This window comes from Mycobacterium neglectum (genome assembly GCF_002591975.1).
GTDB lineage: Bacteria > Actinomycetota > Actinomycetes > Mycobacteriales > Mycobacteriaceae > Mycobacterium > Mycobacterium neglectum.
Genome location: NZ_NVQE01000040.1, coordinates 25,236 through 51,035, shown reverse-complemented (window position 1 = coordinate 51,035; position 25,800 = coordinate 25,236). Strand labels below are relative to the sequence as shown.

22 protein-coding genes are annotated in these 25,800 nt (G+C 65.9%); 10 read left to right on the top strand and 12 right to left on the bottom strand.

Going from position 1 to position 25,800, the window contains the following annotated elements; translation table 11 throughout:
• A partial coding sequence (locus CSQ99_RS24405; RefSeq protein WP_099041586.1) for an LpqN/LpqT family lipoprotein occupies positions 1–957 on the bottom strand: 957 nt, incomplete at its 3' end.
• A 197-nt stretch (positions 958–1,154) separates the two neighbouring features.
• Here CSQ99_RS24405 and leuS point away from each other — a divergent pair.
• A complete protein-coding gene (leuS, locus tag CSQ99_RS24400; protein WP_099041578.1) occupies positions 1,155–4,004 on the top strand; it encodes a leucine--tRNA ligase in 2,850 nt (949 codons plus the stop codon).
• Between the two features lie 61 nt (positions 4,005–4,065).
• Here the strand turns inward: leuS and CSQ99_RS24395 are convergent, their stop codons facing one another.
• A complete protein-coding gene (locus tag CSQ99_RS24395; protein WP_099041577.1) occupies positions 4,066–4,731 on the bottom strand; it encodes an SDR family oxidoreductase in 666 nt (221 codons plus the stop codon).
• A gap of 53 nt (positions 4,732–4,784) precedes the next feature.
• On the opposite strand from CSQ99_RS24395, the gene ggh reads away from it, so the two are divergent.
• On the top strand, positions 4,785–6,125 hold the full coding sequence (ggh, locus tag CSQ99_RS24390; protein ID WP_099041576.1) for a glucosylglycerate hydrolase: 1,341 nt from the start codon (positions 4,785–4,787) through the stop codon (positions 6,123–6,125).
• Positions 6,126–6,129: 4 nt separating this feature from the next.
• On the opposite strand, the gene CSQ99_RS24385 is transcribed toward ggh, so the two are convergent.
• The 10 genes from CSQ99_RS24385 to CSQ99_RS24340 all read right to left on the bottom strand — a co-directional run bounded on the left by CSQ99_RS24385 (position 6,130) and on the right by CSQ99_RS24340 (position 16,653).
• Positions 6,130–6,576: a MarR family winged helix-turn-helix transcriptional regulator gene (locus CSQ99_RS24385; protein WP_099041575.1), complete on the bottom strand. Its 447-nt coding sequence runs from the start codon at positions 6,574–6,576 to the stop codon at positions 6,130–6,132.
• 57 nt (positions 6,577–6,633) lie between these two features.
• Complete coding sequence (locus CSQ99_RS24380) at positions 6,634–7,362, bottom strand: amino acid ABC transporter ATP-binding protein (RefSeq protein ID WP_099041574.1); 729 nt, start codon at positions 7,360–7,362, stop codon at positions 6,634–6,636.
• Positions 7,362–9,131 (bottom strand): ABC transporter substrate-binding protein/permease, encoded by a 1,770-nt coding sequence (locus CSQ99_RS24375; RefSeq protein ID WP_099041573.1) that lies wholly within the window; start codon positions 9,129–9,131, stop codon positions 7,362–7,364. Before CSQ99_RS24375 ends, CSQ99_RS24380 begins: the two co-directional genes overlap by 1 nt.
• Positions 9,132–9,179: 48 nt before the next feature.
• Positions 9,180–9,857: a GntR family transcriptional regulator gene (locus tag CSQ99_RS24370; protein WP_099041572.1), complete on the bottom strand. Its 678-nt coding sequence runs from the start codon at positions 9,855–9,857 to the stop codon at positions 9,180–9,182.
• 59 nt (positions 9,858–9,916) lie between these two features.
• Positions 9,917–10,720, bottom strand: coding sequence for an LLM class F420-dependent oxidoreductase (locus CSQ99_RS24365; protein ID WP_099041571.1), 804 nt, complete (start codon positions 10,718–10,720; stop codon positions 9,917–9,919).
• 19 nt (positions 10,721–10,739) lie between these two features.
• Positions 10,740–12,809, bottom strand: coding sequence for a PhoX family protein (locus CSQ99_RS24360; protein WP_099041570.1), 2,070 nt, complete (start codon positions 12,807–12,809; stop codon positions 10,740–10,742).
• A gap of 200 nt (positions 12,810–13,009) precedes the next feature.
• On the bottom strand, positions 13,010–13,912 hold the full coding sequence (locus CSQ99_RS24355) for an alpha/beta fold hydrolase (RefSeq protein WP_099041569.1): 903 nt from the start codon (positions 13,910–13,912) through the stop codon (positions 13,010–13,012).
• 85 nt (positions 13,913–13,997) lie between these two features.
• Positions 13,998–15,074: an inositol-3-phosphate synthase gene (locus CSQ99_RS24350; protein WP_099041568.1), complete on the bottom strand. Its 1,077-nt coding sequence runs from the start codon at positions 15,072–15,074 to the stop codon at positions 13,998–14,000.
• 44 nt (positions 15,075–15,118) lie between these two features.
• The gene (locus tag CSQ99_RS24345) at positions 15,119–15,664 is read right to left on the bottom strand and encodes a PadR family transcriptional regulator (RefSeq protein WP_099041567.1); all 546 of its coding nucleotides are present in this window, start codon (positions 15,662–15,664) and stop codon (positions 15,119–15,121) included.
• Between the two features lie 122 nt (positions 15,665–15,786).
• Positions 15,787–16,653, bottom strand: a complete 867-nt coding sequence (locus CSQ99_RS24340) for a DUF1707 SHOCT-like domain-containing protein (protein ID WP_099041566.1) — start codon at positions 16,651–16,653, stop codon at positions 15,787–15,789.
• A 103-nt stretch (positions 16,654–16,756) separates the two neighbouring features.
• On the opposite strand from CSQ99_RS24340, the gene CSQ99_RS24335 reads away from it, so the two are divergent.
• From CSQ99_RS24335 to dnaB, 8 genes are all read left to right on the top strand, one after another.
• A complete protein-coding gene (locus tag CSQ99_RS24335; RefSeq protein WP_099041565.1) occupies positions 16,757–17,191 on the top strand; it encodes a DUF5318 domain-containing protein in 435 nt (144 codons plus the stop codon).
• Positions 17,192–17,237: 46 nt separating this feature from the next.
• On the top strand, positions 17,238–19,682 hold the full coding sequence (locus CSQ99_RS24330; RefSeq protein WP_245909064.1) for a transglycosylase domain-containing protein: 2,445 nt from the start codon (positions 17,238–17,240) through the stop codon (positions 19,680–19,682).
• Between the two features lie 77 nt (positions 19,683–19,759).
• Entirely contained in the window at positions 19,760–21,388 is a 1,629-nt protein-coding gene (locus tag CSQ99_RS24325) for a glycosyltransferase family 87 protein (RefSeq protein ID WP_099041585.1), read from the top strand.
• Positions 21,389–21,550: 162 nt separating this feature from the next.
• Positions 21,551–21,841, top strand: a complete 291-nt coding sequence (rpsF, locus tag CSQ99_RS24320; protein WP_099041564.1) for a 30S ribosomal protein S6 — start codon at positions 21,551–21,553, stop codon at positions 21,839–21,841.
• Between the two features lie 78 nt (positions 21,842–21,919).
• Positions 21,920–22,441, top strand: coding sequence for a single-stranded DNA-binding protein (locus CSQ99_RS24315; protein WP_099041563.1), 522 nt, complete (start codon positions 21,920–21,922; stop codon positions 22,439–22,441).
• A 32-nt stretch (positions 22,442–22,473) separates the two neighbouring features.
• On the top strand, positions 22,474–22,737 hold the full coding sequence (rpsR, locus tag CSQ99_RS24310) for a 30S ribosomal protein S18 (protein ID WP_014210198.1): 264 nt from the start codon (positions 22,474–22,476) through the stop codon (positions 22,735–22,737).
• A 9-nt stretch (positions 22,738–22,746) separates the two neighbouring features.
• Positions 22,747–23,205, top strand: a complete 459-nt coding sequence (rplI, locus tag CSQ99_RS24305) for a 50S ribosomal protein L9 (RefSeq protein ID WP_099041562.1) — start codon at positions 22,747–22,749, stop codon at positions 23,203–23,205.
• Between the two features lie 492 nt (positions 23,206–23,697).
• Complete coding sequence (gene dnaB / locus CSQ99_RS24300) at positions 23,698–25,506, top strand: replicative DNA helicase (RefSeq protein ID WP_099041561.1); 1,809 nt, start codon at positions 23,698–23,700, stop codon at positions 25,504–25,506.
• Positions 25,507–25,800 lie beyond the last annotated feature (294 nt).

Sequence of the window (25,800 nt, the reverse complement as noted above, 5' to 3'; positions counted from 1 at the left end):
AAGAGGGGTATAAGAGACAGGGGCAGGTGCAGCGGGCGCGGTGGCGCCCGGAGGTGTCGGCACGCTGACCTTGAAGCCGTTGACGATTGCATCGGTGGCTTCGCCCGCCGCCACGACCTGGTCGACGCTGGTGGTCACCGCGAGCGACACCAGATATCTGTCCGGGCCGTTGGCGGCGATGACGTGGCGCCGCGAGGTGTCCAGCGTCATCGAGTTCTCGCGGTAGGTGCCTTCGATGGTCGACATCGGCATGCCACCGATCTCGCCCATCGACCCGTTGGTCGCTCGCCAGGCGGGCAGCTGCTGGCTGTCGAGGAACCCGTGACTGATGGCCTCTCTGGGATCGAACTCTCCGATGAGCTTGTACACCACGACCTGTGCGTTCGATGAGTACAGACCGTTGCCGCCCACGCGGTCGGCGATCACGGCGAATGCGTCGGCCACATTGGGGTCGGGCACATGCGCCCAGCCCCTCGGCATCGGCAGGACGATGTTGAGGGCTTTGAAGTCACGGCTGACCTGCGGCTCGAGGGTGACGCCCTTGTCCCTGAAGAAGTCGTAAACAGTGCCCGCTGTGGCGGGAGTGATCGCCACCTGGGCCGGAACGCCGACCTGCGGTGTGGCGACACCGCCGGGCGTCCCGGCGGTCGCGGGCCCAGCGGCGGTCGCGGGCGTCGCGGGCGTCGCGGCCGGCTGGGTCAGGGCCGCGTTGGGCATCGCCGGGGTCAGTGCGGTCTGGGGTGTGGCCGGGACGGTGAGAGCGGTGTTGGGGACGGCGGGTGTCAGGGCGGTGCTCGGTGTCGCCGCTGTCTGCGACACCACAGCCGGACCGGGTTGCGGAGGCAGCGGTTGTACGGGCTGGGCCCAGGCGGTGGCACCTGTGAACATGAAGACGCCGACGGTAGCCGCAGCCACACTGGTAGCCGGAGTCCTCCAGCGTCGGGCGCTCTCGTTCATCGCCGTTCCGGTCCTTCCCTGTTGCGCTCGTCGACCATTTGGCCAGGCGCCGACTGTATCCACGGCGAAGCGCCGGTCACTAGGCCTGGAATGGACCTGCAACCTTGTTCTGACCGACCGGTGATGCAACCGAGACCAACCCGCGGCCGAATTGCCCGCTCGGCGGGAGCCGATCGGCGGGCTTATACCCTGTTCAGGTGACTGACACGCCCGACGCTGGCACCGACGTCCCGCAGCACCGCTATACCGCGGAGCTCGCCGGGCGGATCGAGCACGCCTGGCAGCAGAGGTGGGCGGATTCTCAGACGTTCAACGTGCCCAACCCGGTGGGTTCGCTGTCGGCGCCCGACGGCGCCGCGCTGCCCGCCGACAAGATGTTCGTGCAGGACATGTTCCCGTATCCCTCAGGCGAGGGTCTGCACGTCGGACACCCGCTGGGCTACATCGCCACCGACGTCTATGCCCGCTACTACCGGATGGCCGGCCGTAATGTCTTGCACGCATTGGGCTTCGATGCCTTCGGATTGCCCGCCGAGCAGTACGCCATTCAGACCGGCACCCATCCGCGCACCCGCACCGAAGCCAACATCGTCAACTTCCGTCGCCAGCTGGGCAGACTGGGGTTGGGTCACGACGCGAGACGCAGCTTCTCCACCACCGATGTCGACTTCTACAAGTGGACGCAGTGGATCTTCCTGCAGATCTACAACGCGTGGTTCGATCCGTCGGCCGACAAAGCGAGGCCGATCGCCGAACTGATCGCCGAGTTCGACTCGGGTAGCCGGACGTTGGATGATGGCCGGGTTTGGTCGGAGTTGAGCGCCGGCGAACGCGCCGACGTCGTCGACTCCTATCGGCTGGTGTACCAGGCCGACTCGGTGGTGAACTGGTGTCCCGGTCTGGGCACCGTGCTCGCCAACGAGGAGGTCACGTCCGACGGCCGCAGCGATCGCGGCAACTTCCCGGTGTTCCGGAAACGGTTGCGGCAGTGGATGATGCGCATCACCGCATACTCCGATCGGTTGCTCGACGACCTCGACTTACTGGACTGGCCGGACAAGGTCAAGGCCATGCAGCGCAACTGGATCGGCCGGTCCACCGGGGCCGCGGTGCAGTTCGCCACCGAGGCAGGCGACATCGAGGTCTTCACCACCAGGCCCGACACCCTGTTCGGTGCGACGTACCTGGTGCTGGCGCCCGAGCACGGGTTGGTCGACGGGCTGACGGCCGCACAGTGGCCCGACGACGTCGACGCTCGCTGGACCTTCGGTGCGGCGACACCCACCGACGCCGTAGCCGCCTACCGCGCCGCGGTTGGGGCCAAGTCCGACCTCGAGCGTCAGGAGAACAAGTCCAAGACGGGTGTGTTCCTCGGCGCATACGCGACGAATCCGGCCAACGGTGAACAGATTCCGGTGTTCATCGCGGACTACGTGCTGTTGGGCTACGGCACCGGGGCCATCATGGCGGTGCCCGGTGGGGATCAACGGGACTGGGACTTCGCGACCGAGTTCGGGCTACCGATCGTGGAAACGGTTACCGGCGGCGATATTTCGCAAGGGGCTTACTCCGGCGACGGCGAGGTCGTCAACTCGGGCTACCTCAATGGGTTGTCCGTCGCGTCGGCGAAGGAGGCGATCACCAATCGGTTGATCGCCGACGGCCGCGGCCAAGCGCGCGTTGAGTACAAGCTGCGCGACTGGCTGTTCGCGCGGCAGCGGTACTGGGGTGAGCCGTTCCCGATCGTCTACGACGCCGACGGCCGCGCCCATCCGTTGCCCGAGTTGGCGCTCCCGGTGGAGCTGCCGGACATCCCGGACTACGCACCCGTGCAGTTCGATCCCGACGACGCCGACAGCGAACCGTCGCCACCACTGGGGACAGCGACCGACTGGGTGAACGTCGATTTGGATCTCGGCGACGGCCTGAAGCCCTACACCCGCGACACCAACGTGATGCCGCAGTGGGCGGGGAGCTCCTGGTACGAGTTGCGCTACATCGACCCGTACAACAAAGAAGAGTTGTGCGCCAAGGAGAATGAGGCCTACTGGATGGGCCCGCGGCCGGCGCAGCATGGACCGCAGGATCCGGGCGGCGTCGACCTGTACGTCGGCGGCGTCGAGCACGCGGTGCTGCACTTGCTCTATGCGCGGTTCTGGCACAAGGTGCTGTTCGATCTCGGCCACGTCAGTTCGCGTGAGCCGTTCAGGCGGTTGGTGAACCAGGGCTACATCCAGGCGTTCGCCTACACCGACACCCGCGGCTCCTATGTGCCCGCCGCCGAAGTCGCTGAGCGGCAAGGCAAGTTCTTCTGGACCGGGCCCGATGGCGAAATCGAGGTGTTCCAGGAGTTCGGCAAGATCGGCAAGAGCCTGAAGAACTCGGTATCCCCCGACGAGATCTGCGACGACTACGGCGCGGACACATTGCGGGTCTACGAGATGTCGATGGGTCCCCTGGACGCGTCGCGGCCCTGGGCGACCAAGGACGTGGTCGGCGCGTACCGGTTCCTGCAGCGGGTATGGCGGTTGGTCGTCGACGAGCAGACCGGCACGGAACGGTCTGGGGCGCACGAGGCGTTGGACGACGCTACCGTGCGCCTGCTGCACCGCACGATCGCCGGGGTGTCCGACGATTACACGAACCTGCGCAACAACACCGCCGCGGCCAAGTTGATCGAGTACACCAACCACCTGACCAAGCAGGGCGTGACGGCCCGGGCGGCGTTGGAGCCGCTGGTGCTGATGGTCGCGCCGCTGGCGCCCCACCTGGCTGAGGAGCTGTGGCAGCGGCTGGGCCATGACACCTCACTGGCGCACGGCCCGTTCCCGGTGGCCGACCCGCAGTACCTCGTCGAGGACACCGTCGAATTGCCGGTGCAGGTCAACGGCAAGGTCCGCGGGCGAATCACCGTGGCCGCCGACGCCGATGCCGATGCGCTGGAGGCCGCGGCGCTGGCCGATGCGAAGGTGCAGGAGTTTCTCGGCGGGGCGACGCCGAAGAAGGTGATCGTCGTGGCCGGCCGCCTGGTCAACATCGTCGCCTAGTTGCGATTTCGGTGCGCAAACAGTCGCTCACCGGTCGTCAGCGCACCGAAATCACATCGCACTAGCGGTGGCGGACGATGACCTCGTGGATGTGGGCGTCGCGGGGCGCGTTGACCGCATCCACTATGACTTTGGCGACAGTCTCCGGACTGAGAAACTGCGTCGGCGTGTACTCGCGGCCCTCGTAGGCGACCAGCCGCTCCTGCATCTCGGTGGCGATCCGGCCCGGGTGCACCGAGGTCACCCGCAGCGAGGGCTCGTCGTTGCGCAGCGAATTTGCAAACCCGCGCAGTGCGAACTTGCTCGCGGTGTAGGACGCCAGGCCGGGTGAGGCGTTGATGCCCGCCCCGGAGTTCACGAATACGACGTGGCCGCCGGCACTGCGCAACGCCGGCAGCAGTGGCAGCGTAAGTGCCACCGGTCCAACCACATTCACCGCCATCGTGTCTTGCCACTCGTCGACGGTCGACTCGGCGACGGTGCCGGGGTAGGCCACGCCTGCGTTGTGGATCAGGACGTCGAGTTCGACGATCGGTTCGACGACGGCCGCTATCGCGTCTGGAGCGTTGAAATCCACCGGCCAGGTGGTGGCACCGAACTCCTCGGCGACCGCGTCGAGTTCGGCCGACGGCCGTCCCGCAAGGAACAGAATGTGGGTCGGTGCGAGTGCCCTGGCGATCGCCGGACCGAGCCCGCGGGAGGCCCCGGTGATCATCGCCGTCGGCATGTCGTCACCCTACCGACCTGCAAGTCGCGCCCGGGCGTCGCATCATTGAGGCGATGGCCCACGATTCGAGCTTCGCTCCCACGCAACTGGCGGCCCGCGCCGCGTACCTGTTGCGTGGCAACGACCTGGGCACGATGACGACCGCGGCCCCGCTGCTGTACCCACATATGTGGAGTTGGGACGCCGCTTTCGTGGCGATCGGGCTGGCGCCGCTGAGCGTCGAACGCGCGGTGGTCGAACTCGACACGCTGCTGTCAGCCCAGTGGGCCAACGGCATGATTCCGCACATCGTGTTCGCGAACGGCGTCGACGGATACTTCCCCGGGCCCGCTCGGTGGGCGACGTCTGCGCTCGCCGTCAACGCCCCACGCAACCGGCACACGTCGGGCATCACCCAGCCGCCGGTGCACGCGATCGCGGTGCAGCGCATTCTCGACCATGCGCGCAGCCGCGGCCGGTCGACCCGGGCCGTCGCCGAGGCGTTCCTCGACCGCCGGTGGGACGATCTGGTCCAGTGGCACCGCTGGCTCGCCGAAGCCCGGGACCCGAGGTCGCGAGGCCGCGTCACGCTGTACCACGGGTGGGAGTCCGGCATGGACAACTCGCCGCGGTGGGACAGCTCGTACGCCAACGTGGTGCCCGGCCGCGTGCCCGAGTACCAGCGCGAGGACAACGTGATCGTCACCGATGCCAGCCAGCGCCCGTCGGACATCGAGTACGACCGCTATCTGTGGCTGCTCGAAGAGATGAAGTCGGCACGCTACGACGACGAGCTGCTGCCCAAGGTGATGAGCTTCGCCGTCGAGGACGTGTTCGTGTCGGCGATCCTCGCGGTCGCGTGCGACGTGCTTGCCGAGATCGGCGAGGACTACAAACGCCCGCACGCCGACGTGCGCGACCTGTACTCCTGGGCCGAGCGGTTCCGAAAGGGCGTCGTCGAAACCACCGACGAACGCAACGGTGCGGCAAGGGATTACGACGTACGGGCCGAGAAATGGGTGTCCACCGAGACGGTCGCGCAGTTCGCGCCGCTGCTGTGCGGAGGGCTGCCCCACGACAAGGAACGCGCACTGCTGCGACTGTTGGAGGGACCACGATTCTGTGGACATCCGGACCTCAAGTTCGCGCTGATCCCGACGACGTCCCCGGTCTCGCGCGACTTCCGTTCGCGTGAGTATTGGCGGGGCCCGGTGTGGCCGGTGACCACGTGGCTGTTCTCGTGGTGCTTCGCTCGCCGTGGCTGGGCGGAACGGTCGTCGATCCTCAGGCGCGAGGGTCTGCGGCAGGTCAGCGACGGCACCTTCGCCGAGTACTACGAACCGTTCACCGGCGAACCGTTGGGCAGCATGCAGCAGTCATGGACCGCGGCGGCGGTGCTGGACTGGTTGGGCTGAAGCCCTATTCGGCGATGCGCTCGAGCGGGACGAGCGCCTTGCGCAGCGTCTCGAGTTCCTCGGGGCCGAGCTTCTCGAGCAGCTTGGCGAGGAAGGCGCGCCGATTGGCCAGCGCTTCTTGATGCTGAGCCAGGCCCTCGGGCGTGATGTCGACCAGTACCGCCCGCAGGTCCGACGGATCGCGGGACCGCTTGACCAATCCCAGCTTCTCCAGCCGGCGGATCGCCACGGTCGTCGTCGGTGTGCGCACCCGTTCGTGTGCGGCCAATTCGGTCATTCGGATCGGCCCCTGCTCGAGCAGTGTCAGCAGAATCGACAACTGGGCGAGGGTCAGATCATTGGTGGCGGCGTCCCGGCCCGGGTCGCTTCTGCGGAGGATGGAGAACACCCGGGAGAGGACGCGTTGTAGCTCTCCGGCCAGTTCAGCGACCTGCGGTTCGGTCTCCACCATAATTTCGGCAGTCTAACCTGTCTGAGCCTGCCAAGTTGTGTGACGAACACGTAAGCTTCACAGTACTTGCGAAAGGAAGCGTTTCAGCCGGTCGGTCTCGGCGGCCTCGAAGACCTGCTCGGGCGCACCCGACTCGACAACCTTGCCGTGGTCCATGAACACGACGGCGTCCGCAGCCGACCGGGCGAACCCCATTTCGTGGGTGACGACGACCATCGTCATACCGTCGGCGCCGAGGTCGGCGATGAGCGCCAGGATGCCCTTCACCAGTTCGGGATCCAAGGCCGACGTGGCTTCGTCGAAGAACATCACCTCCGGGGACATCGCGAGTGCCCGGGCGATCGCCACCCGCTGCTGCTGGCCGCCCGACAGCGTCGACGGGCGTACCGCCGCCTTGTGCCGCAGCCCGACCCGTTCCAGTTGCGCCAGCCCGAGTTCGCGCGCCTGATCGGCGTCGAGCCGCTTGAGCTTGCGCGGCGCCAGCGTGACGTTGTCCAGCACGCTGCGGTGCGGGAAGAGGTTGAACTGTTGGAAGACCATCCCGATGCGCTGGCGCAAGCGGTCCGGATTGTCAGCCAGCACCGACCGCCCGTCGAGCAGGATGTCCCCGCGCTCGGGTTCGTACAACCGGTTCAGGGTCCGCAACAGCGTCGACTTTCCTGACCCGGACGGCCCGATCACCGCGGTAGTGGTGCCTGCGGGTGCGTCGATGTCCACGCCGCGCAGCACCGCACTGGGCCCGAATGACAGGTGGATGTCGTTGGCGCTCAACGAAACTGCATCCATCAGATCATCTCCTGAGAATTCGACAACACGAGCGGATCTTCCTCGGTGGGTTTGGCACCGCGACGCAGTCGGCCGTCGATGTAGTTCACCAGATGAGTCAACGGGACGGTGAGCAACAGGTAAAAGAAACCGGCCGCGACCAGGGGCGACAGATTGCCGGTCTGCGCGTTGAGGTCGCGGCCGACCTGGAACAGCTCGCGCTGATTGGCGATCAGCCCGAGGAAGTACACCAGCGAGGACGCCTTCAACAGCGAGATGAACTGATTCATCAACGCGGGCAAGACCCTTCGAATGCCCTGCGGGACCACCACCAGCCGCATCGAAGTCGGATACGAGAAGCCCAGCGCGCGTGACGCTTCCATCTGGCCGGATTCGACACTCTGGATGCCGGACCGGAAGATCTCCCCGACGTATGCCGCCGCCATCAGCCCCAGCGCAGCGATCCCGAGTGGATACGGGTTGTTGCCGGTGAGCCCGCCGACCACCGGTCCCAGGCCGAGGCCGATCAACAGGATGATCACCACTTCGGGCAGTCCCCGGAAGATGTCGGTGTACACCCGCGCAGGCCATCGCAACCAACGGTGCCGGGAGATCCCGGCCACCGCCAACGCCATGCCGAGGACCAGGCCGATCACCGCCGCACTGACGGTCAGAAGCAGCGTATTCGGCAGACCGGTTTTCAACAGATCGGGAATCGCCTGCTTGTACAGCTCCCAGTTCCCGAACGCGGCGGCGAGTTGCGCCAGGGTCGACTTCGGCGCCGCCGCACCCGAAGACGCTTCTTGGTTTTCGGCCGCGATGGCGTCGAAGTCGGGCAGCTGAGGGACCGGCGCCGCCTTCGACCCCGGCTTCCATCCGGGCGGCAGAGCGCGCGGCACCCAGTCGGTGTAGAGCCGCGACCAGGTGCCGTCGGCGATGATCGCGTCCAGCCCGGAGTTCAGCGCGTCGATGAGCGGAGGGTTGTCGTTCGCGACGGCCCACGCGACGAAATTGTCCAAGCTGAAGGTGTTTTCGATGATCTCGGCAGGATCGCCCGGCTGCACCGTGCCCACCGCCTGTTGTGACGGGGCCACCCACGCGTCGATCTGCCGGGTTTTCAGACTGGCGTAGACGGTGTTGTAGTCCGGGAACTTCACGGGATCCAGACCGAGCGTGTCAATCACGTAGGCCTCCTGGACGGTGCCCTGCACGACACCGATCCGTTGCCCGGCCGCAAGCTTGTCGAAGCCGGTGATCGGCGATCCGGTCGGCACGACGAGCGAAAAGTAGCCGAAGTCATAGCCATTGGTGAATCCGACGGTGCGGCGACGCGCCTCGGTCGTGGTGATCGAGGATGACCCGACGTCGAAGCGTCGCGACGCCACCTGTGCCAGCAGACCGGAGAATTCGGTGCCGACGAAATTGATCTCGAGACCCAGCTTTTCGGCGATCGCGCGCAGCAGCTCGTTGTCGAACCCGGTGAACTGGCCTGCCGAGTCGATGCAGATGCTCGGCGGGGCGTCCGACAGCGTGCCGACGGTCAGGGTGCCCGGCGTGCTGAGTCCCAGCGCGTCGACGTCGATGCGGTCCAGCGGTTGCACGGTCGCGGTGGTGTACCGGTCCTCGGCGGGGCCTTTCGCCGCGGCCGCGAGGTTGGTCGGCAGCGCGCTGGCGCTTTCAATGCCAGGAGGTGCGCACTGGTCGACCTGAGCCGACGCGGGCGCAGCCATGGCCATCCCGGCGATCAGTACGGTGATGAGCGCGACGGTGAATGTCTTACAGGGCCTCATCAATGCAAGGTATCCACCGACGGCGCGGTCACACCGCGTTGCGCTCAATCAGAACGCATCTGTCGGGGCGCCGGCGGGCTTGAACACGCCGCGGCGCACCAACTCGGCGAGCATGATCCGGCCCATCGCCTCGGCCCGTTCCGTGTTCGCGGCGCGTGCGGCCGCGGCGTCGCCGCGGTGAATGGCGTTGAGCTCAGCCTCGTAGAACGGCAGCAGGTCCCGGTGGTTGTCGAGGTACGCCAGCCAGAACGCCCGTGGCATGAACGACTGCGACCCCCGGATGACCGCCAGCAGTCGTGGGCCTGAGTACTCGTCGTTGATCAGGACGCGGAACTCCCAGGCCGCTTCCTGGAAGGCACGCGAGTCCACGTTGGCGCGCATCGTCGCGAGCAGCGCCTCGAGTTGTCGCAAATGCTCGGGGTCGTGGGCTTCCGCCGCGCGCGCCGACGCGATGCCGCTGAGCATTCCGTAGATCTCGTGGTGCTCGCGGACCACCGACTCGTCGAAGAGCTCTACGTACGCCCCGCGGTGGTACTGGGTGGACAGAATGCCGTCGTGCTCGAGCTGGACGACCGCTTCTTGAATCGGGACCCGCGAGACGCCGAGTTCCTGCGCGATCTCGTTGCGGTCAACGCGGTCTCCCGACCGCAGTTTGCCGGTCAAGATCAAGTTGACCACGTGGGCGACCACGAGGTCTTTCTCCTTGACCCCATACTTCTTGGGCATGGCAGCACCAGCCTCTCACGGCACCTACCCGACCCGGAGCCGTTACGCAGCTTCAGTAATTAGCCGTTGCGGCGGTCGCGCCAGCGGCATAGAGCTTCGGCCCGCGTCAGATCGTAATCAGGCCCGTTGACACCTACGGTCAGGAGGGCGACTCCGAGCCCGGCCAGCGCGTCGGCCTCCTTGATGAGCGCTTCCTCGTCGTCGCCAGAGACACCTGCCGACCTTTCGATCTCGGCTGGCTCGCGGCCTGCTTCGGCGCAGTGGCCGTCGAGGATCTGTGCCTTGCGCGGGTACTCGGCGCTGTCGGCGAAGCTGTGCCAGATGTCGGCGTACTGGGCGACCAGGCGCAGCGTCTTGCGCTCGCCGCCACCTCCGATCAGGATCGGGATATCCCGCGTCGGCGCTGGATTCAGCTTGGCCAGCCGCGACGTGATCCGGGGGAGCGCGCCGGCGAGGTCATCCAGCCGTCCGCCCGCAGTGCCGAATTCATAGCCGTACTCGTCGTAATCCTTCTGCTTCCAGCCCGACCGGATCCCGAGGATCAGCCGGCCGTCACTGATGTTGTCGACGGTGCGGGCCATATCCGCGAGCAGTTCCGGGTTCCGATACGAGTTGCACGTGACCAACGCACCGATCTCCAGGCGCGACGTCTGCTCTGCCCAGGCGCCGAGCATCGTCCAGCATTCGTAGTGCGCACCGTCGGGGTCACCGTAGAGCGGAAAGAAGTGATCCCAGTTGAACGCGACGTCGACACCGATGTCTTCGGCTCGCCGCACCGCGTCGCGGAGGTGGCGGTATTGAGGGGCATGTTGTGGCTGTAGTTGGACGCCGATGCGTACGTGTCTCTGGGAAGGGAGGCTCACCCGTCAACCGTACGTTCGCTCACACCCCGATATTCCCGTCCGCTCGCCACACCGCAACCACCGACGGCCGCGCCGTGCCGTTTCCGCCCTCGGGCCAGCGCGAAAGCGGGTCGTCGATGCTGTTGTCGTCGTTCTCGCCGGGATGCTGCACACAGACGGTCACCAGATCGTCGGTGACGATCGGGCCGCATGTCTCTGCCCCTAGCGGCACGGTGAGGAATTGCTTGGTCTCGCCGCGGTTGGGGCCCTCGAGCGCCACGGCGAACAGGCCGTCGTTGGAGTCCAAAGCGTTGCCGTCCGTCGAGATCCACAGGTTGCCGTGGCTGTCGAACGCGAGGTTGTCCGGGCAAGAGATCGGGCTGACCTTGGTCTTGTCGAATCCGCCGAAATAGGTGTCGGCCGCGGCCGGATCCCCGCACACGAGCAGCAGATCCCACGTGAAGTCGGTGCCTGCGTGGTCGTCGGTGATCTCGAGGACCTGGCCGCTCTTGTTGTCGTTGCGCGGATTGGACGCATCGGGCGCCGCTTCGCCCGGTGCGCCGCGCTCGTTGTTGTTGGTCAGCGCGACGTAGACCTTGCCGGTCTTGGGATTGGCCTCGAAGTCCTCGGGCCGGTCCATCTTGGTGGCGCCGGCTTTATCGGCGGCGAGTCGGGTGAAGACCGCGGCCTCCTGTGCGGTGACCCCGTCGACCAGCGACTCGGCTTCCCCGTTCGGGCCGGACTTCAGCAACGGGAGCCAGATTCCGGTACCGGCGAACGAGCCCTTCGACGGCAGCTTGCCCGACCCGTCGATCTGATCGGCCGGGATGTCGCTGGACAGCTTGGCGACGTAGAGGGTGCCCTCCTCGAGCAGCGTCATGTTGTGCGCCATCGCGGCGGGATCCGTGCCTGGCTGCATCTTCTTGCTGGAGATGAACTTGTACATGTAGTCGAAGCGTTCGTCGTCGCCGGTGTAGACCACCACGGTGCCGTCGTCGGTGATGTAGACGTTGGCGCCCTCGTGCTTGAGCCGGCCCAATGCGGAATGCTTCACGGGCACCGAGTTGGGATCCCACGGGTTGAGCTCGACGATGTAGCCGAACCGGTTCGGTTCGGTGGGCGTCTTGGACAGGTCGAAGCGCGGATCGAAGTTCTCCCACCGGAGAACGGACGGTTCCAGCGAGACACCGTAGCGGTCGAGGCGGTCGGCATCTACCGGCGGCGGGGCCGGCGAGCCCTCGGCGGCACCGAAGTAGTCCTGGAAGTTCTCCTCACCGGAAAGCACTGTGCCCCAGGGGGTCACACCACCAGCGCAGTTGGCGAAGGTGCCAGCGATTGTCCGGCCGGTCGGGTCGGCGGGGGTCTTGACGAGGTCGGTACCGGCGGCGGGCCCGGTCAGCGTCAGCGGGGAGTCTGCGGTGATGCGGCGGTTGTAGCGGCCCATCACAGGCTTGAGCCCTTCGGAAGTGCGCTCGACCTCGACGACGCCCATGCCGATCGCGGCGACCTCGATGTCGAACTGTTCACGCGTCGGTGCGTCGGCGTTGTATCCGGGGAACATGAACACCGGGTCGACATACTCGAAGTTGGTCACCAACAGGAAGCGGCCCTGCTGTCCTTCGATCGGCAGCAGTCCCGCGAAGTCGTTGTTGAAGCCGAATTGGCCACGCTGTGCGGCGCCGGTCTGCTTGGTGACGTCGAACGCCGGTGCGTCGGGAAGGACGGGGTCGCCCCAGCTGATCACCACCGCTTGCTCGTAGCCGTCGGGGATGACCACGACGTCCTCGCTGTTGGGTGCGACCGAGGCGAACTTCATGCCCGGCGGCGTCTCATCGGGCGCCGTCGATGGCGCCGGAGTCGCGGCGGGCTGTTCGTCGGTTCCGCAGGCGGCCAACGCCGAACCCGCGCCGACAGCGAGTACCGCGATCCCACCGGCCTGCAGCATCGAGCGACGGGACACCGCCTTGACGACGTCGCCGAAGTACTCGTTGTCGCTCGTGTTGCGCACCGGTTTGGAGCACGCGTCCCCGCACTTGTAGACGCAGGTGATGTGCTGGCGCTTGGACTTTCCGTTGTGGCTGACGAGCAGATTGAGGGGCACGAGTGCCATGGCGGTTCCTTCGGTATGGGCGGTCGGCCGGGGCTGTGGCCAGACGGCGAAAACCTACGACAGCTGGGGTAGCAGTCGGTGAGCAGAAGGTGAACGGAAGACCAACGGTGTTGGCGCGTCACTTCACCTTGCCGGATCGGCAAGGGCCTTGCGTTCAGGCTCGGCGCGTCGGTCGTCGAATCCGACGACAGCAGGTGGCGCTAGTCGGACAGCACCCCGCGCAGGATCTCGACGAGCTTGAGCGGCTGGTCGCTCTGCACGGAGTGGCCGGAGTTCTCGACAATGTGCACGGTCTGGAAACCCGGTGCGATACGGGCGAATTCGGCGGCATCGTCGTCGTTGACGAAGAACGAGTTCGCGCCGCGCACCAATGTGGTGGGCGTGTCGAGGTTGGGGACGTCGTCCCACAGCCCGTCAAAGCCCTCGCCCTTGCGGAACGAGTCGTAGCGCCACGTCCAGGTGCCGTCGTCGAGGCGTTTGGCGTTGTGGAAAACCCCGCGCCGCAACGATTCTCGGTCCCGATGCGGTGCGGCGGCCATGGTGACCTCAAGCATCGAGTCGAAAGTGGGGAACGTCTTCTCGCCCTGGACCAACGCGACCGTGCCCTTCTGCTCGTCGGTCATCTCGGTGTGCCGCTCGGGGGCCGATGGCGTCACGTCGACGAGGACCAGCTTGCGCACGAGTTCGGGCGCCGTCACCGCCAGTCGAAGGGCCGTCAGCCCGCCCAGTGACATCCCGACGACGAGGTCCGCATCCGGAGCGAATGCGCGCACGACCGGCTCGACCGCGGTGGCGTTCAGCTTGGGGCCGTAGTCGCCGTCCTCGCGCCATGCCGAGCGGCCGTGCCCGGGCAGATCGACCGACAGCGCGGGCTCGCCAAGACCGATGATCACGGTGTCGAAGGTGTGTGCGTTCTGACCGCCGCCGTGCAGGAACACCACCCGAGGTGTGCCATCGCCGAATTTCAGCGCACTGACGGCCGCGGTGTCGATGCGCTCGACGGCTGGCAGCGAGCCCGTCACACCGGCCTGCCGGGCGTTCTCTTTGAGGAAAGTGAACTCGGATAGCGAAGCGAGCTCGTCATCAGCGCTGATGTCGGTCATTAGGGCACCCTACATAAACGCCGAAATTGCATTCCCGCAGGCGTCTTCTCGAACTTTCGCTGCCGGAATGCAATTTCGCGCCGAATCAGCCCTCGATGAAATCCTCGAGCTGGGCCCGCGCGATGTCGTCGGGCAGCTGCTTCGGAGGGCTCTTCATCAGGTACGCCGACGCGGCCACGACCGGTCCGCCGATACCGCGGTCCTTGGCGATCTTCGCCGCGCGCACGGCGTCGATGATGACGCCGGCCGAGTTCGGCGAGTCCCACACCTCGAGCTTGTACTCCAGGTTCAGCGGCACGTCACCGAAGGCGCGGCCCTCGAGACGCACGTAGGCCCACTTGCGGTCGTCGAGCCAGCCGACGTGATCGGACGGACCGATGTGCACGTCCTTGGTCTTGAACTCGCGCTGCAGGTTGGAGGTGACCGCCTGGGTCTTGGAGATCTTCTTGGACTCGAGGCGCTCGCGCTCGAGCATGTTGAGGAAGTCCATGTTGCCGCCGACGTTGAGCTGCATCGTGCGGTCGAGCTGCACGCCGCGGTCTTCGAACAGCTTGGCCATCACGCGGTGGGTGATCGTCGCGCCGACCTGGCTCTTGATGTCGTCGCCGACGATCGGCACGCCCGCGTCGGTGAACTTCTTCGCCCACACCGGGTCGGAGGCGATGAAGACGGGCAGCGCGTTGACGAATGCCACCTTGGCGTCGATGCAGCACTGCGCGTAGAACTTGTCGGCCTCTTCGGAGCCGACGGGCAGGTACGAAACCAGTACGTCGACCTCGTTGTCCTTGAGCACCTTGACGACGTCGGCCGGCTCGGTGTCGGACAACTCGATGGTGTCGGCGTAGTACTTGCCGATGCCGTCGAGGGTCGGACCGCGCTGCACGACCACGTTGGTGGGCGGCACGTCCGCGATCTTGATGGTGTTGTTCTCCGACGCGAAGATGGCTTCGGAGAGGTCGAAGCCGACCTTCTTGGCGTCGACGTCGAACGCGGCGACGAAGTTCACGTCACGCACGTGGTACGGGCCGAGCCGCACGTGCATCAGGCCGGGAACCGTGACGTTCTCGTCGGCGTCTTTGTAGTACTGCACGCCCTGCACCAGCGAGGACGCGCAGTTCCCCACTCCGACGATTGCGACGCGCACGTCTGAACTAGAAGTCATGACGGCTTCTTCCCTTCTTTCCCTGTCCTGCAACCCGGTAGTACTTACGGCTGTTCAGCCCGTTGCTGCGCGGTTCGTTCCGCCGCAATCAATTCGTTGAGCCATGTCACTTCGCGCTCGCTGGACTCCAACCCGAGCTGGTGAAGCTGGCGGGTGTAGCGGTCGATCGAGCTGCTGGCCCGCGCCACTGCCTCGCGCAGGCCTTCGCGGCGTTCCTCCACCTGACGGCGGCGCCCCTCCAGAATCCGCATCCGCGCTTCGGCGGGCGTGCGGTTGAAGAAGGCCAGGTGGACTCCGAATCCGTCGTCCGAGAAATTCTGCGGCCCGGTGTCGGCGACCAGTTCGGTGAAGCGGTTGATGCCCGCTTCGCTGAGCCGGTACACACGCCGCGCACGGCGCATCTTCGGAATGCCCTCGGGTGCGGCGTCCTCGACGATCAGCCCGTCGGCCTGCATGCGGCGCAGCGCCGGATACAGCGAGCCATAGGAGAACGCCCGGAACGCGCCGAGTAGGCCTGTCAGTCGTTTGCGCAGCTCATAGCCGTGCATCGGCGATTCGAGGAGAAGTCCCAGGATGGCGAGCTCCAACATTCGAATCACCTCCCCGAAAGAGTTTGCTTGGCCGTTACGGCGGTCCAACACCTCTGGCAATAGTATCGCGCCGATATATTCGGCGCCAACGAAGGGCTAAGTCCCCACGAACTGCGACGACGTCAGTCGACGGTGTCGATGCGCTTGACCGTGCCGTCGCCGGCGAAGGTGACCGAGCCGCTGCCGAAGTCACTGGAGACGTTGGCGCGCAGTGTGAGCTCGCCGGGAGTGGTCGAATCCCGGGTGGGGTCGATGGTCAGGTAGGTGTTTTCCTTCTTCACGTCGGCGGGGTTCAGGCCGACGGTCTCCGCGGCGCCGCGCAGGATGCCGACCGCGGTTTCCACATCGAAGGCGGCCAGGTCGACGAGGACGTCGTCCTCGCTCTTCGCCTGGGTCGACGGATCGTCGAATCCGCCCCGATAGGTGTAGCTCAGCTTCCGCCGTTCATCGCTGGGGTCGGGCCGGTAGAGCACTGCGTACTCGGGATAGATCACCATGTCGTACCCCATGGTGTCGCCGAACCGCTGGCGCATCTGCTCGAGCAGGCCGTTGAGGCCGCCGAGGGACTGGAGCTGCTTCGGCGGGGTCAGGACCTTCCCGGGGATGCCGTCGGACTTGGCGCCGGGGTCGGAGGTGAAACTCAGCGGCGAGGTGGTGTTGCCATAGAGGCCCCAGCCGATTCCCACACCGAATGCGACGAGCACGCCCGCCACGGCAAGGCGCAGCCCCCAGCCGGCGCCACCGGCCACTGCGGGCAATTTGGGACGTCTCTTGAGATCGGGCAACTGGACCGGCGCGTTGGCGGTCTGCAGGTCGGAGATCAGCGACTGCAGATCGCCCAGCGTCTCCGACTGCGTCGCCAAGGCCACCCGTGTCCGGTGCTCCTCCATCGACAGCTGCCCGTCGGCGAGCGCGCTGTCGAGGATCCTGCATGTGTCGTTGCGGTCGCTGTCCTTGGCCCGCGTTCCTGCCGTCTGCCGGTTCGCCACGACGATGATCGTAAATGTCAGGCGTCCAGGTCACCGCCTACGGGGAGTAAGCCACGGCGGCGTCGCGCCTCCGCCGCCGCGCGGTCGACGTACTCTGGTCTCCGTGCGATTGCAGCGACAGGTGGTGGACTACGCGCTTCGTCGGCGGTCCCTGCTGGCGGAGGTCTACTCGGGACGCACCGGGGTCTCGGACGTCTGCGACGCCAATCCGTATCTGCTGCGAGCCGCGAAGTTCCATGGGAAGCCCAGCTCGGTGACCTGCCCGATCTGCCGCAAGGAGCAGCTCACCCTGGTGTCGTGGGTGTTCGGCGATCACCTGGGCGCCGTGTCCGGTTCGGCGCGCACCGCCGAGGAACTGGTCCTGCTGGCAACCCGCTTCGACGAGTTCTCCGTACACGTGGTGGAGGTATGCCGCACCTGCGAATGGAATCACTTGGTCAAGTCGTACGTCCTCGGCGCCATCCCGCCACCGAAGGGATCGCGCACACCGAGGCGGACCCAGACGGCGCGCAGTCGTGCGCGCACGGCCAGTGAATAGCGAAGGGCGCCACGACCGGTCAGCCGACGACGTCCGTGCAGGGCGTATGGCTGATGGTGTGAGCGACCCGGGACCCAAGCCGTCCGACGACGCGGGACGGCACCGCCAGCGGGCCGATTCGCCCGGCCCGCCCCGCACGCGCAGCCTTCCGCCCGACGACAGGCGCACCGCCATCTTGCCGCCGGTGCGCGATGTCGCTCCGCCCCAGTGGCGCGACCCCGTCGACGCGGTGAAGGCCGCCCTCGACGGCACACCGGCGCCGAAGCAGCCGCCCCCTGTGCCACCGCGCCGTCCGCCAGGCGGTGGAGGGCCGCCCGGAGGCCCGCCGGAAAGGCAGCCGGCGCACCGTCCGCAGATCAACTGGAAGTGGATCCGGCGCGGGCTGGTCGCGGCGGTGGCCGTGATGATCGTGCTGCCGATCATCACCTTCGCGATGGCCTACATGATCGTCGACGTGCCCAAGCCCGGCGATATCCGCACCAATCAGGTCTCGACGATCTTGGCCAGCGACGGCAGCGAACTGGCGAAAATCGTTCCGCCGGAAGGTAACCGCGTCGACGTCGACATCGACCAGATACCGGTGCAGGTGCGTAACGCGGTGATGGCCGCCGAAGACCGCGACTTCTACTCCAACCCCGGATTCTCGTTCACCGGCTTCATCAGGGCCATGAAGAACAACCTGTTCGGCGGCGACCTGCAGGGTGGCTCCACGATCACCCAGCAGTACGTGAAGAACGCGTTGGTCGGCGACGAACGATCGGGTGTCGGCGGCCTGATCCGCAAGGCCAAGGAAGTGGTCATCTCGACGAAGATGTCCGGCCAATGGTCCAAAGATCAGGTGCTGCAGTCGTATCTGAACATCATCTACTTCGGTCGCGGCTCCTACGGCGTCGGCGCCGCATCGCACGCGTACTTCGGTAAACCCGTCGAACAGCTCAACGTCGCCGAGGGCGCCCTGCTGGCCGCGCTGATCCAGCAGCCGTCGGGGCTTGATCCTGCCGTCAACCCGGACGGCGCACTGGTGCGCTGGAACTGGGTGCTTGACGGCATGGTGACCATCGGGGCGCTTTCGCCAGAAGAGCGTGCGGCGCAGGTGTTTCCGCCGACGGTGCCACCGGACCAGGCCAGGGTGGCCAACCAGACCACCGGCCCCAACGGTCTGATCGAACACCAGGTGCAAAAGGAACTGCTCGAGCTGTTCGACATCGACGAGCAGACGCTGAACACCGAGGGCCTGCAGATCACCACGACGATCAACCCCCAAGCGCAGCAGGCCGCCGAGGAAGCCGCGGCCGAGTACCTGGAGGGGCAGGACCCCGACATGCGCACCGCGATCGTGTCGATCAATCCGAACAACGGCGGGGTCGAGGCGTACTACGGCGGAACGGACGCCAACGGCTTCGACTTCGCGCAGGCCGGGCTGCCAACGGGTTCGTCCTTCAAGGTGTTCGCGTTGGTGGCGGCACTGCAGCAGGGCATGGGCCTTGGCACACAGGTCGACAGTTCGCCGGTGTCCATGAACGGCATCACGATCAACAACGTCGAAGGCGGTGGCTGCGGCACCTGCAACATCGCCGAGGCGCTGAAACGGTCGCTCAACACGAGCTACTACCGGCTGATGCTCAAGCTGGAGAACGGGCCGGCCGATGTCGCGGAGGCCGCGCATCAGGCGGGCATCGCCGAGAGCTTCCCCGGTGTGGATCACACCTTGTCAGAGGACGGTCAGGGCGGACCGCCGAACAACGGAATCGTGTTGGGCCAGTATCAGAGTCGCGTCCTGGACATGGCGTCGGCGTACGCGACGATCGCGGCGTCCGGCGTCTACCACAAGCCGCATTTCGTGCAGAAGGTCGTCAACTCCGCGGGCGAGGTGTTGTTCGACGCGTCGCAGCAGGACAACGAGGGCGAACAGCGCCTCGACAAGAAGGTCGCCGAGAATGTGATCGCCGCGATGCAGCCCATCGCCGCGTACTCCAACGGCCATGCGCTGGCCGGCGGTCGTCCGTCGGCGGCCAAGACCGGCACGAACCAGCTCGGGGACACCGGCGCCAACCGTGACGCGTGGATGGTCGGCTTCACGCCGTCGCTGTCGACGGCGGTCTGGGTCGGCACCACCGAAGGCACCAAACCGCTGGAGAACAGTTACGGATCGCCGGTCTATGGATCCGGCCTGCCGTCGGACATCTGGAAGGCGACGATGGACGGTGCGCTGGAAGGCACCGACAACGAGACGTTCCCCAAGCCCGAGGAGATCGGCGGCTATGCGGGTGTGCCGCAAGCGCCGGCGCCGCCTCCGTCGTCCCAGCCGCCGGATGTGCCGCCCGTGCCGCAGACAACCGTGATCCAGCCGACGATCGAGTTGGCGCCCGGAGTGACGATCCCGTGGGGTCCGCCGACCACCGTGCCCGTCGGCCCGCCCGTGCCCGCCGCACCCGGTGCGCCACCGCCACCGCCGCCGCCGGGGGTGCCGGGAGCGCCGCCGCCTCCGTGACCGACGCAGTAGATCGGGACGATGACGGCGAGCCGACTACGGGCTCGCCGTTGCCGTCGACCGCGTCGCCGGCCAACCTGGCTTATGCCGAATCGCCGGCTCGGCCGGCAGAAGACCTGCGGAGCCTCGACAACCGAGACCTGCCCAGCCGCACCGACACGATCGGCGCCGCGCTGTCCGAGACGATCGGCGGACCGGTCGGCAGGCATGCGCTGATCGGCAGGCAACGGTTCTTCACACCGCTGCGGGCGATGCTGCTGATCGCGCTGGTGCTACTCGCGCTGGGCTACTCGACCAAGGCCGCATGCCTGCAGACCACCGGTACGGGCGCACCGAACCAACGCGTCGCCAACTGGGACAACCAGCGCGCGTACTACGAACTCTGCTACTCCGACACCGTGCCCCTTTACACCGCAGAACTGCTGAATCTCGGCAAGTTCCCCTACAAGTCCAGCTGGATCGAGAAGGACTCCACGGGCCAGCCGAAGGTGCAGTACGACGGGAGTACCGCGGTGCGGTACATGGAGTATCCGGTGTTGACGGGGCTGTATCAGTACGGATCAATGGCGCTGGCCAAGTCGTACACCGCGCTGTCCAAGCTGGTGTCGTTGCCGATAATCGCCGAGGTCGTGATGTTCTTCAACATCGCCGCGTTCGGGCTGGCGCTGGCATGGCTGGCGACGGTGTGGGCGACATCGCAGCTGGCAGGCCCACGACGGGTGTGGGATGCGGCATTGGTAGCCGCGTCACCGATCGTGATCTTCCAGATTTTCACCAACTTCGACGCGCTCGCAACGGCTTTCGCGACGGGGGCGTTGCTCGCCTGGGCCCGGCGAAAACCGGTCCTGGCCGGGACGCTCATCGGTCTCGGCGTGGCAGCGAAGTTGTACCCGCTGCTGCTGCTGATCCCGCTGGCGGTGTTGGCGGTGCGTACCGGAAAGGTGCGCGAGGTCGGTAAGACGGCGATTGCCGCGGTGGTGACGTGGGTGGTGGTGAACCTGCCGATCATGGCCCTCTTCCCGCGAGGATGGTCGGAGTTCTTCCGGCTCAACACCCGTCGCGGCGACGATATGGATTCGATCTACAACGTGGTGAAGTCGTTCACCGACTGGCAGGGTTTCGATACCGACCTCGGCTTCTGGGAGCCCCCGACGGTGACCAACACGGTGTCGGCGTTGTTGTTCGCATCATGTTGTATCGCAATCACTTACATCGCGCTGACGGCCAAGCAGCGGCCGCGGGTGGCGCAGGTGGCGTTCCTCGTCGTTGCGGCCTTCCTGCTGACGAACAAGGTGTGGAGCCCACAGTTCTCGCTGTGGCTGGTCCCCCTCGCCGTCCTCGCGCTGCCGCATCGCCGCATCCTGCTCGCGTGGATGACGATCGACGCGCTGATATGGATACCGCGGATGTTGTACATCTACGGCGAGCAGAACAAGGGACTGCCCGAGCAGCCGTTCACCGTCATGGTGCTGCTGCGCGACATCGCGGTGATCGGCTTGTGTGCGCTGGTGGTCCACCAGATCTACCGGCCGGAGAAGGATCTGGTGAGGTTTGGCGGCCAGGTCGACGACCCCGCCGGCGGTGTCTTCGACGGGGCACCCGACGCTCCGCCGCGATGGCTGCCCGATTGGCTCCGCCCGGATCGGGACAGGATGCGGGTAAGCGCCCCGCCGGAGCCCGATCCCGAACTCGTCGACGCCAAGTAGCCGCGACGGCCGAACGCCGCCTCCGATTGCGCCGCCGCCGAGCAGTGCGATTTCGCAGATCAGCGGGCATTCCTGTAGCCTGGGCCGGTTGCCGACGCAGGTAACCCTCCTGCCACGGAAATCGCCGTGGCCGAACTAGACCGTAGGAGGTGATGGGTTCTTATGCGTCCATACGAAATCATGGTCATCCTCGACCCCACTCTCGACGAGCGCACTGTTGCTCCGTCGCTGGAGACGTTCCTGAACGTCATCCGAAAGGACGGCGGCTCTGTCGACAAGGTCGACATCTGGGGCAAGCGCCGGCTGGCATACGAGATCGCCAAGCACGCCGAGGGCATCTACGCCATCGTCGATGTGAAGGCCGAGCCCGCGACGGTGTCCGAACTGGACCGCCAGCTCAACCTGAACGAGTCCGTCCTGCGGACCAAGGTCATGCGGACCGACAAGCACTAAAGGCTGCCGTACGTCGGAGCGGCTCCGTAGGCTCGCCTGCGACTGACTTCGCGCGACAACCCAATCCAGGAGGATCACGTGGCTGGTGACACCATCATCACGGTTATCGGAAACCTGACGGCAGACCCCGAGCTTCGGTTCACCCCGTCAGGCGCAGCCGTCGCCAACTTCACAGTGGCGTCGACTCCGCGCATCTTCGATCGTCAGACCAATGAGTGGAAGGACGGCGAAGCGCTGTTCCTCCGCTGCAGCATCTGGCGCGAGGCGGCGGAGAACGTGGCCGAGAGCCTGACCCGTGGTTCACGCGTGATCGTCAGCGGACGGCTCAAGCAGCGTTCGTTCGAAACCCGTGAAGGCGAGAAGCGCACCGTGGTGGAGCTCGAGGTCGACGAGATCGGCCCGTCGCTGAAGTACGCCACAGCCAAGGTGAACAAGGCCAGCCGCAGCGGCGGCGGTGGCGGTGGGTTCGGTAGTGGCGGCGGCGGTGGCTCCCGCAGCGCCGCTCCGGCCGGTGGCTCCGACGCCAAGCAGGACGATCCGTGGGGCAGCGCTCCCGCGTCCGGTTCGTTCAGCGGTAGCGACGACGAACCCCCCTTCTGACTTCAATTTCAATTACCAGAAAGAGATAGACAATGGCGAAGTCCTCGACCAAGAGGCGGCCGGCTCCCGAGAAGCCGGTCAAGACCCGCAAGTGCGTGTTCTGCTCCAAAAAGGGCAAGAACCAGATCATCGACTACAAGGACACGGCACTGCTGCGTACCTACATCAGCGAGCGCGGCAAGATCCGTGCTCGTCGCGTCACCGGTAACTGCGTGCAGCACCAGCGCGACATCGCGATCGCGGTGAAGAACGCCCGCGAGGTGGCGCTGCTGCCGTTCAGCTCGTCGACGCGATAAGGACAAGATATGAAACTCATTCTCACTACCGAGGTGGAGCACCTGGGTATCTCGGGCGACATTGTCGAGGTCAAGGACGGCTACGGACGCAACTTCCTGTTGCCCCGCGGCATGGCTGTCGTCGCGTCGCGTGGCGCCGAGCGCCAGGCCGAGGAGATCCGCCGGGCCCGCGAGGCCAAGGCCGTCCAGGGGCTCGAGCATGCTCGGGAGCTCAAGACCACGCTCGAAGGTCTGGGCGCGGTCGAGCTGTCCGTGAAGGCGGCCGGGGACAGCGGGAAGCTGTTCGGTTCGGTCACGGGCGCCGACGTGGTTGCGGCCATCAAGAAGGCCGGCGGCCCGAATCTGGACAAGCGCACGGTGCAACTGCCCAAGGCGCACATCAAGTCGGTCGGCACCCACCCGATCACGGTGCGGCTACATCCCGACGTGGACGCTTCGGTGTCGGTGAGCGTCGTCGCCGGACAGTAACCTCAGCAGCAATACGGCCGGGTGAGAACCTGTTCTATTCTCACCCGGCCGTTGCTGTGCGTGCCGGAAGGTGCTGGCGAACTTCGCGCGGTAGTTAGGTGACAGCGAAGCTAACCCGCTGTTAACCTGCGCGGCCCCAAGCCGAAACACAACACGCCCGAGACCGCAACCGATGACGACACGCCGTGGGAATTCCCATCCACAGAATTCCATGGGGTTTATGGTGCGGCTATCTGCGCGGATGCTCTGAAAAAAGAAAGTTATCCACAGGTTCTCCCCAACGACTCAACATGCCTGTCCAGACCTATCCACAGGCGATGCACAGGTCTATGAACAGGGTGGGTTTGTTGTGCTCCCAGCAACGTCTAGCGTTGGCCGTCGCAAGTCCGTGAGGACGATCGATCGGGGGCGGATTGTCCGAAACTTGTCTCAATGCCGCGGTAGCCTTTAGTCGAACGAGTGTTCGACCTAGTTCTGGGGAGGTGTAGCTCCGTGGCTGTCGTGGATGATCTCGGCCATTCGGACATGGACGCCGCGCCACCCCGCGAGGACTTCGGCCGCCAGCCCCCGCAGGACGCCGCAGCCGAACAGGCGGTGCTCGGCGGCATGCTCCTGAGCAAGGACGCGATCGCCGACGTGCTGGAGAAGCTGCGTCCTGGCGACTTCTACAAGCCCGCGCATCAGAACGTCTATGACGCAGTCCTGGACCTGTACGGCCGCGGTGAGCCGGCCGACGCGGTGACTGTCGCGGCAGAGCTGGATCGGCGCGGGTTGTTGCGCCGCATCGGTGGAGCGCCGTATCTGCACACGCTGATCTCTACGGTGCCGACCGCAGCCAACGCCGGGTACTACGCGGGCATCGTGGCGGAGAAGGCCTTGTTACGTCGCCTCGTGGAGGCCGGCACGCGCGTCGTGCAGTACGGCTATGCGGGTGCGGATGGCGCCGACGTGGCCGACATCGTGGACCGCGCGCAGGCCGAGATCTACGACGTGACCGAGGGCCGCAATACTTCGGAAGACTTCGTGCCGCTGGAACAGCTCCTCCAGCCGACGATGGACGAGATTGATGCGATCGCATCGGCGGGTGGGCTGGCGCGTGGCGTGCCGACGGGCTTCACCGATCTCGACGATCTCACCAACGGCTTGCATCCGGGGCAGATGATCGTCATCGCGGCGAGGCCCGGTATGGGCAAGGCGCTCAAGCTCGATACCCCGCTGCCTACGCCGACGGGCTGGACGACGATGGGTGAGGTCGCCGTCGGCGATCAGCTGATCGGTGCCAACGGTGAGCCGACGCAAGTGGTCGCGGCGACGGACGTCATGTTCGGACGGCCGTGCTTCGAGGTCGAGTTCTCAGATGGAACGGTGATCGTCGCCGACGCCGAGCACCAGTGGCCGACAGAACGCGGTATCCAGGTCACCGCGACCTTGCGTGCCGGCGTGGATGTCGTTACCGCAGCCCGGGTTCCGGCGCTCGTGACGGTTGGTGGGGGCCACCGATCAACGTGGGGTATTGAAGCGGTGCGCAGGGTCGACAGCGTTCCGGTTCGGTGCGTCGAGGTCAGCGCTGAAGACCATCTGTATCTGGCTGGAACGGGAATGATCCCGACGCACAACTCAACACTGGGCCTGGACTTCCTACGGTCGTGCTCCATCAAGCACCGCATGGCGAGCGTCATTTTCTCGTTGGAAATGAGTAAGTCCGAGATCGTGATGCGCCTGCTGTCGGCCGAGGCGAAGATCAAGCTCGCCGACATGCGCTTGGGCCGGATGAACGACGACGACTGGACCCGGCTGGCGCGGCGGATGAGCGAAATCAGCGAAGCGCCTTTGTATATCGACGACTCGCCGAACCTGACGATGATGGAGATCAGGGCGAAGGCGCGTCGGCTCAAGCAAAAGTCGGACCTGCGCCTGATCGTTCTCGATTACCTGCAGCTGATGACCTCCGGCAAGAAGGTCGAGTCGAGACAGCAGGAGGTCTCCGAATTCTCGCGTCAGATAAAGCTTTTGGCCAAGGAGCTGGAAGTCCCTGTCGTCGCGATGAGTCAGCTGAACCGGGGGCCCGAGCAGCGCACCGACAAGAAGCCGATGCTGTCGGACCTACGCGAAAGCGGCAGTATCGAGCAGGATAGCGACATGGTGATCCTGCTTCATCGACCGGATGCGTTCGAGCGTGATGACCCGCGTGGTGGTGAGGCGGACTTGATCATCGCGAAGCACCGCAGCGGTCCGACGAAGACGATCACCGTCGCGCATCAGTTGCACCTGTCGCGCTTCACCAACATGGCGAAGGGCTGACGGCGGGCGTCCATCGCAGATGCTGAGGCGTAGATTCCGAGGCTCGCAGACACCGCCGCGGTCAGCCCAACGAGACCGGAGCCGACGTCGTCGATGTTGCTGACCCGGCACCATTTGGGCTGTGGCGCAGGACTTCCGGTGACGGCCTCGAAGGTGGCCGCCCGAGAAGCCGAACCGATCCGCTGCGAGCGCGTCGTAAGCAGTCGATGGAACCCCTCTGCTTCGGCCCAACCGGTTCCCTCAGGGAACAGCGGAGTTGCCCCCGGAGAGTGGCGCCCGTGCCATGTGCATCTC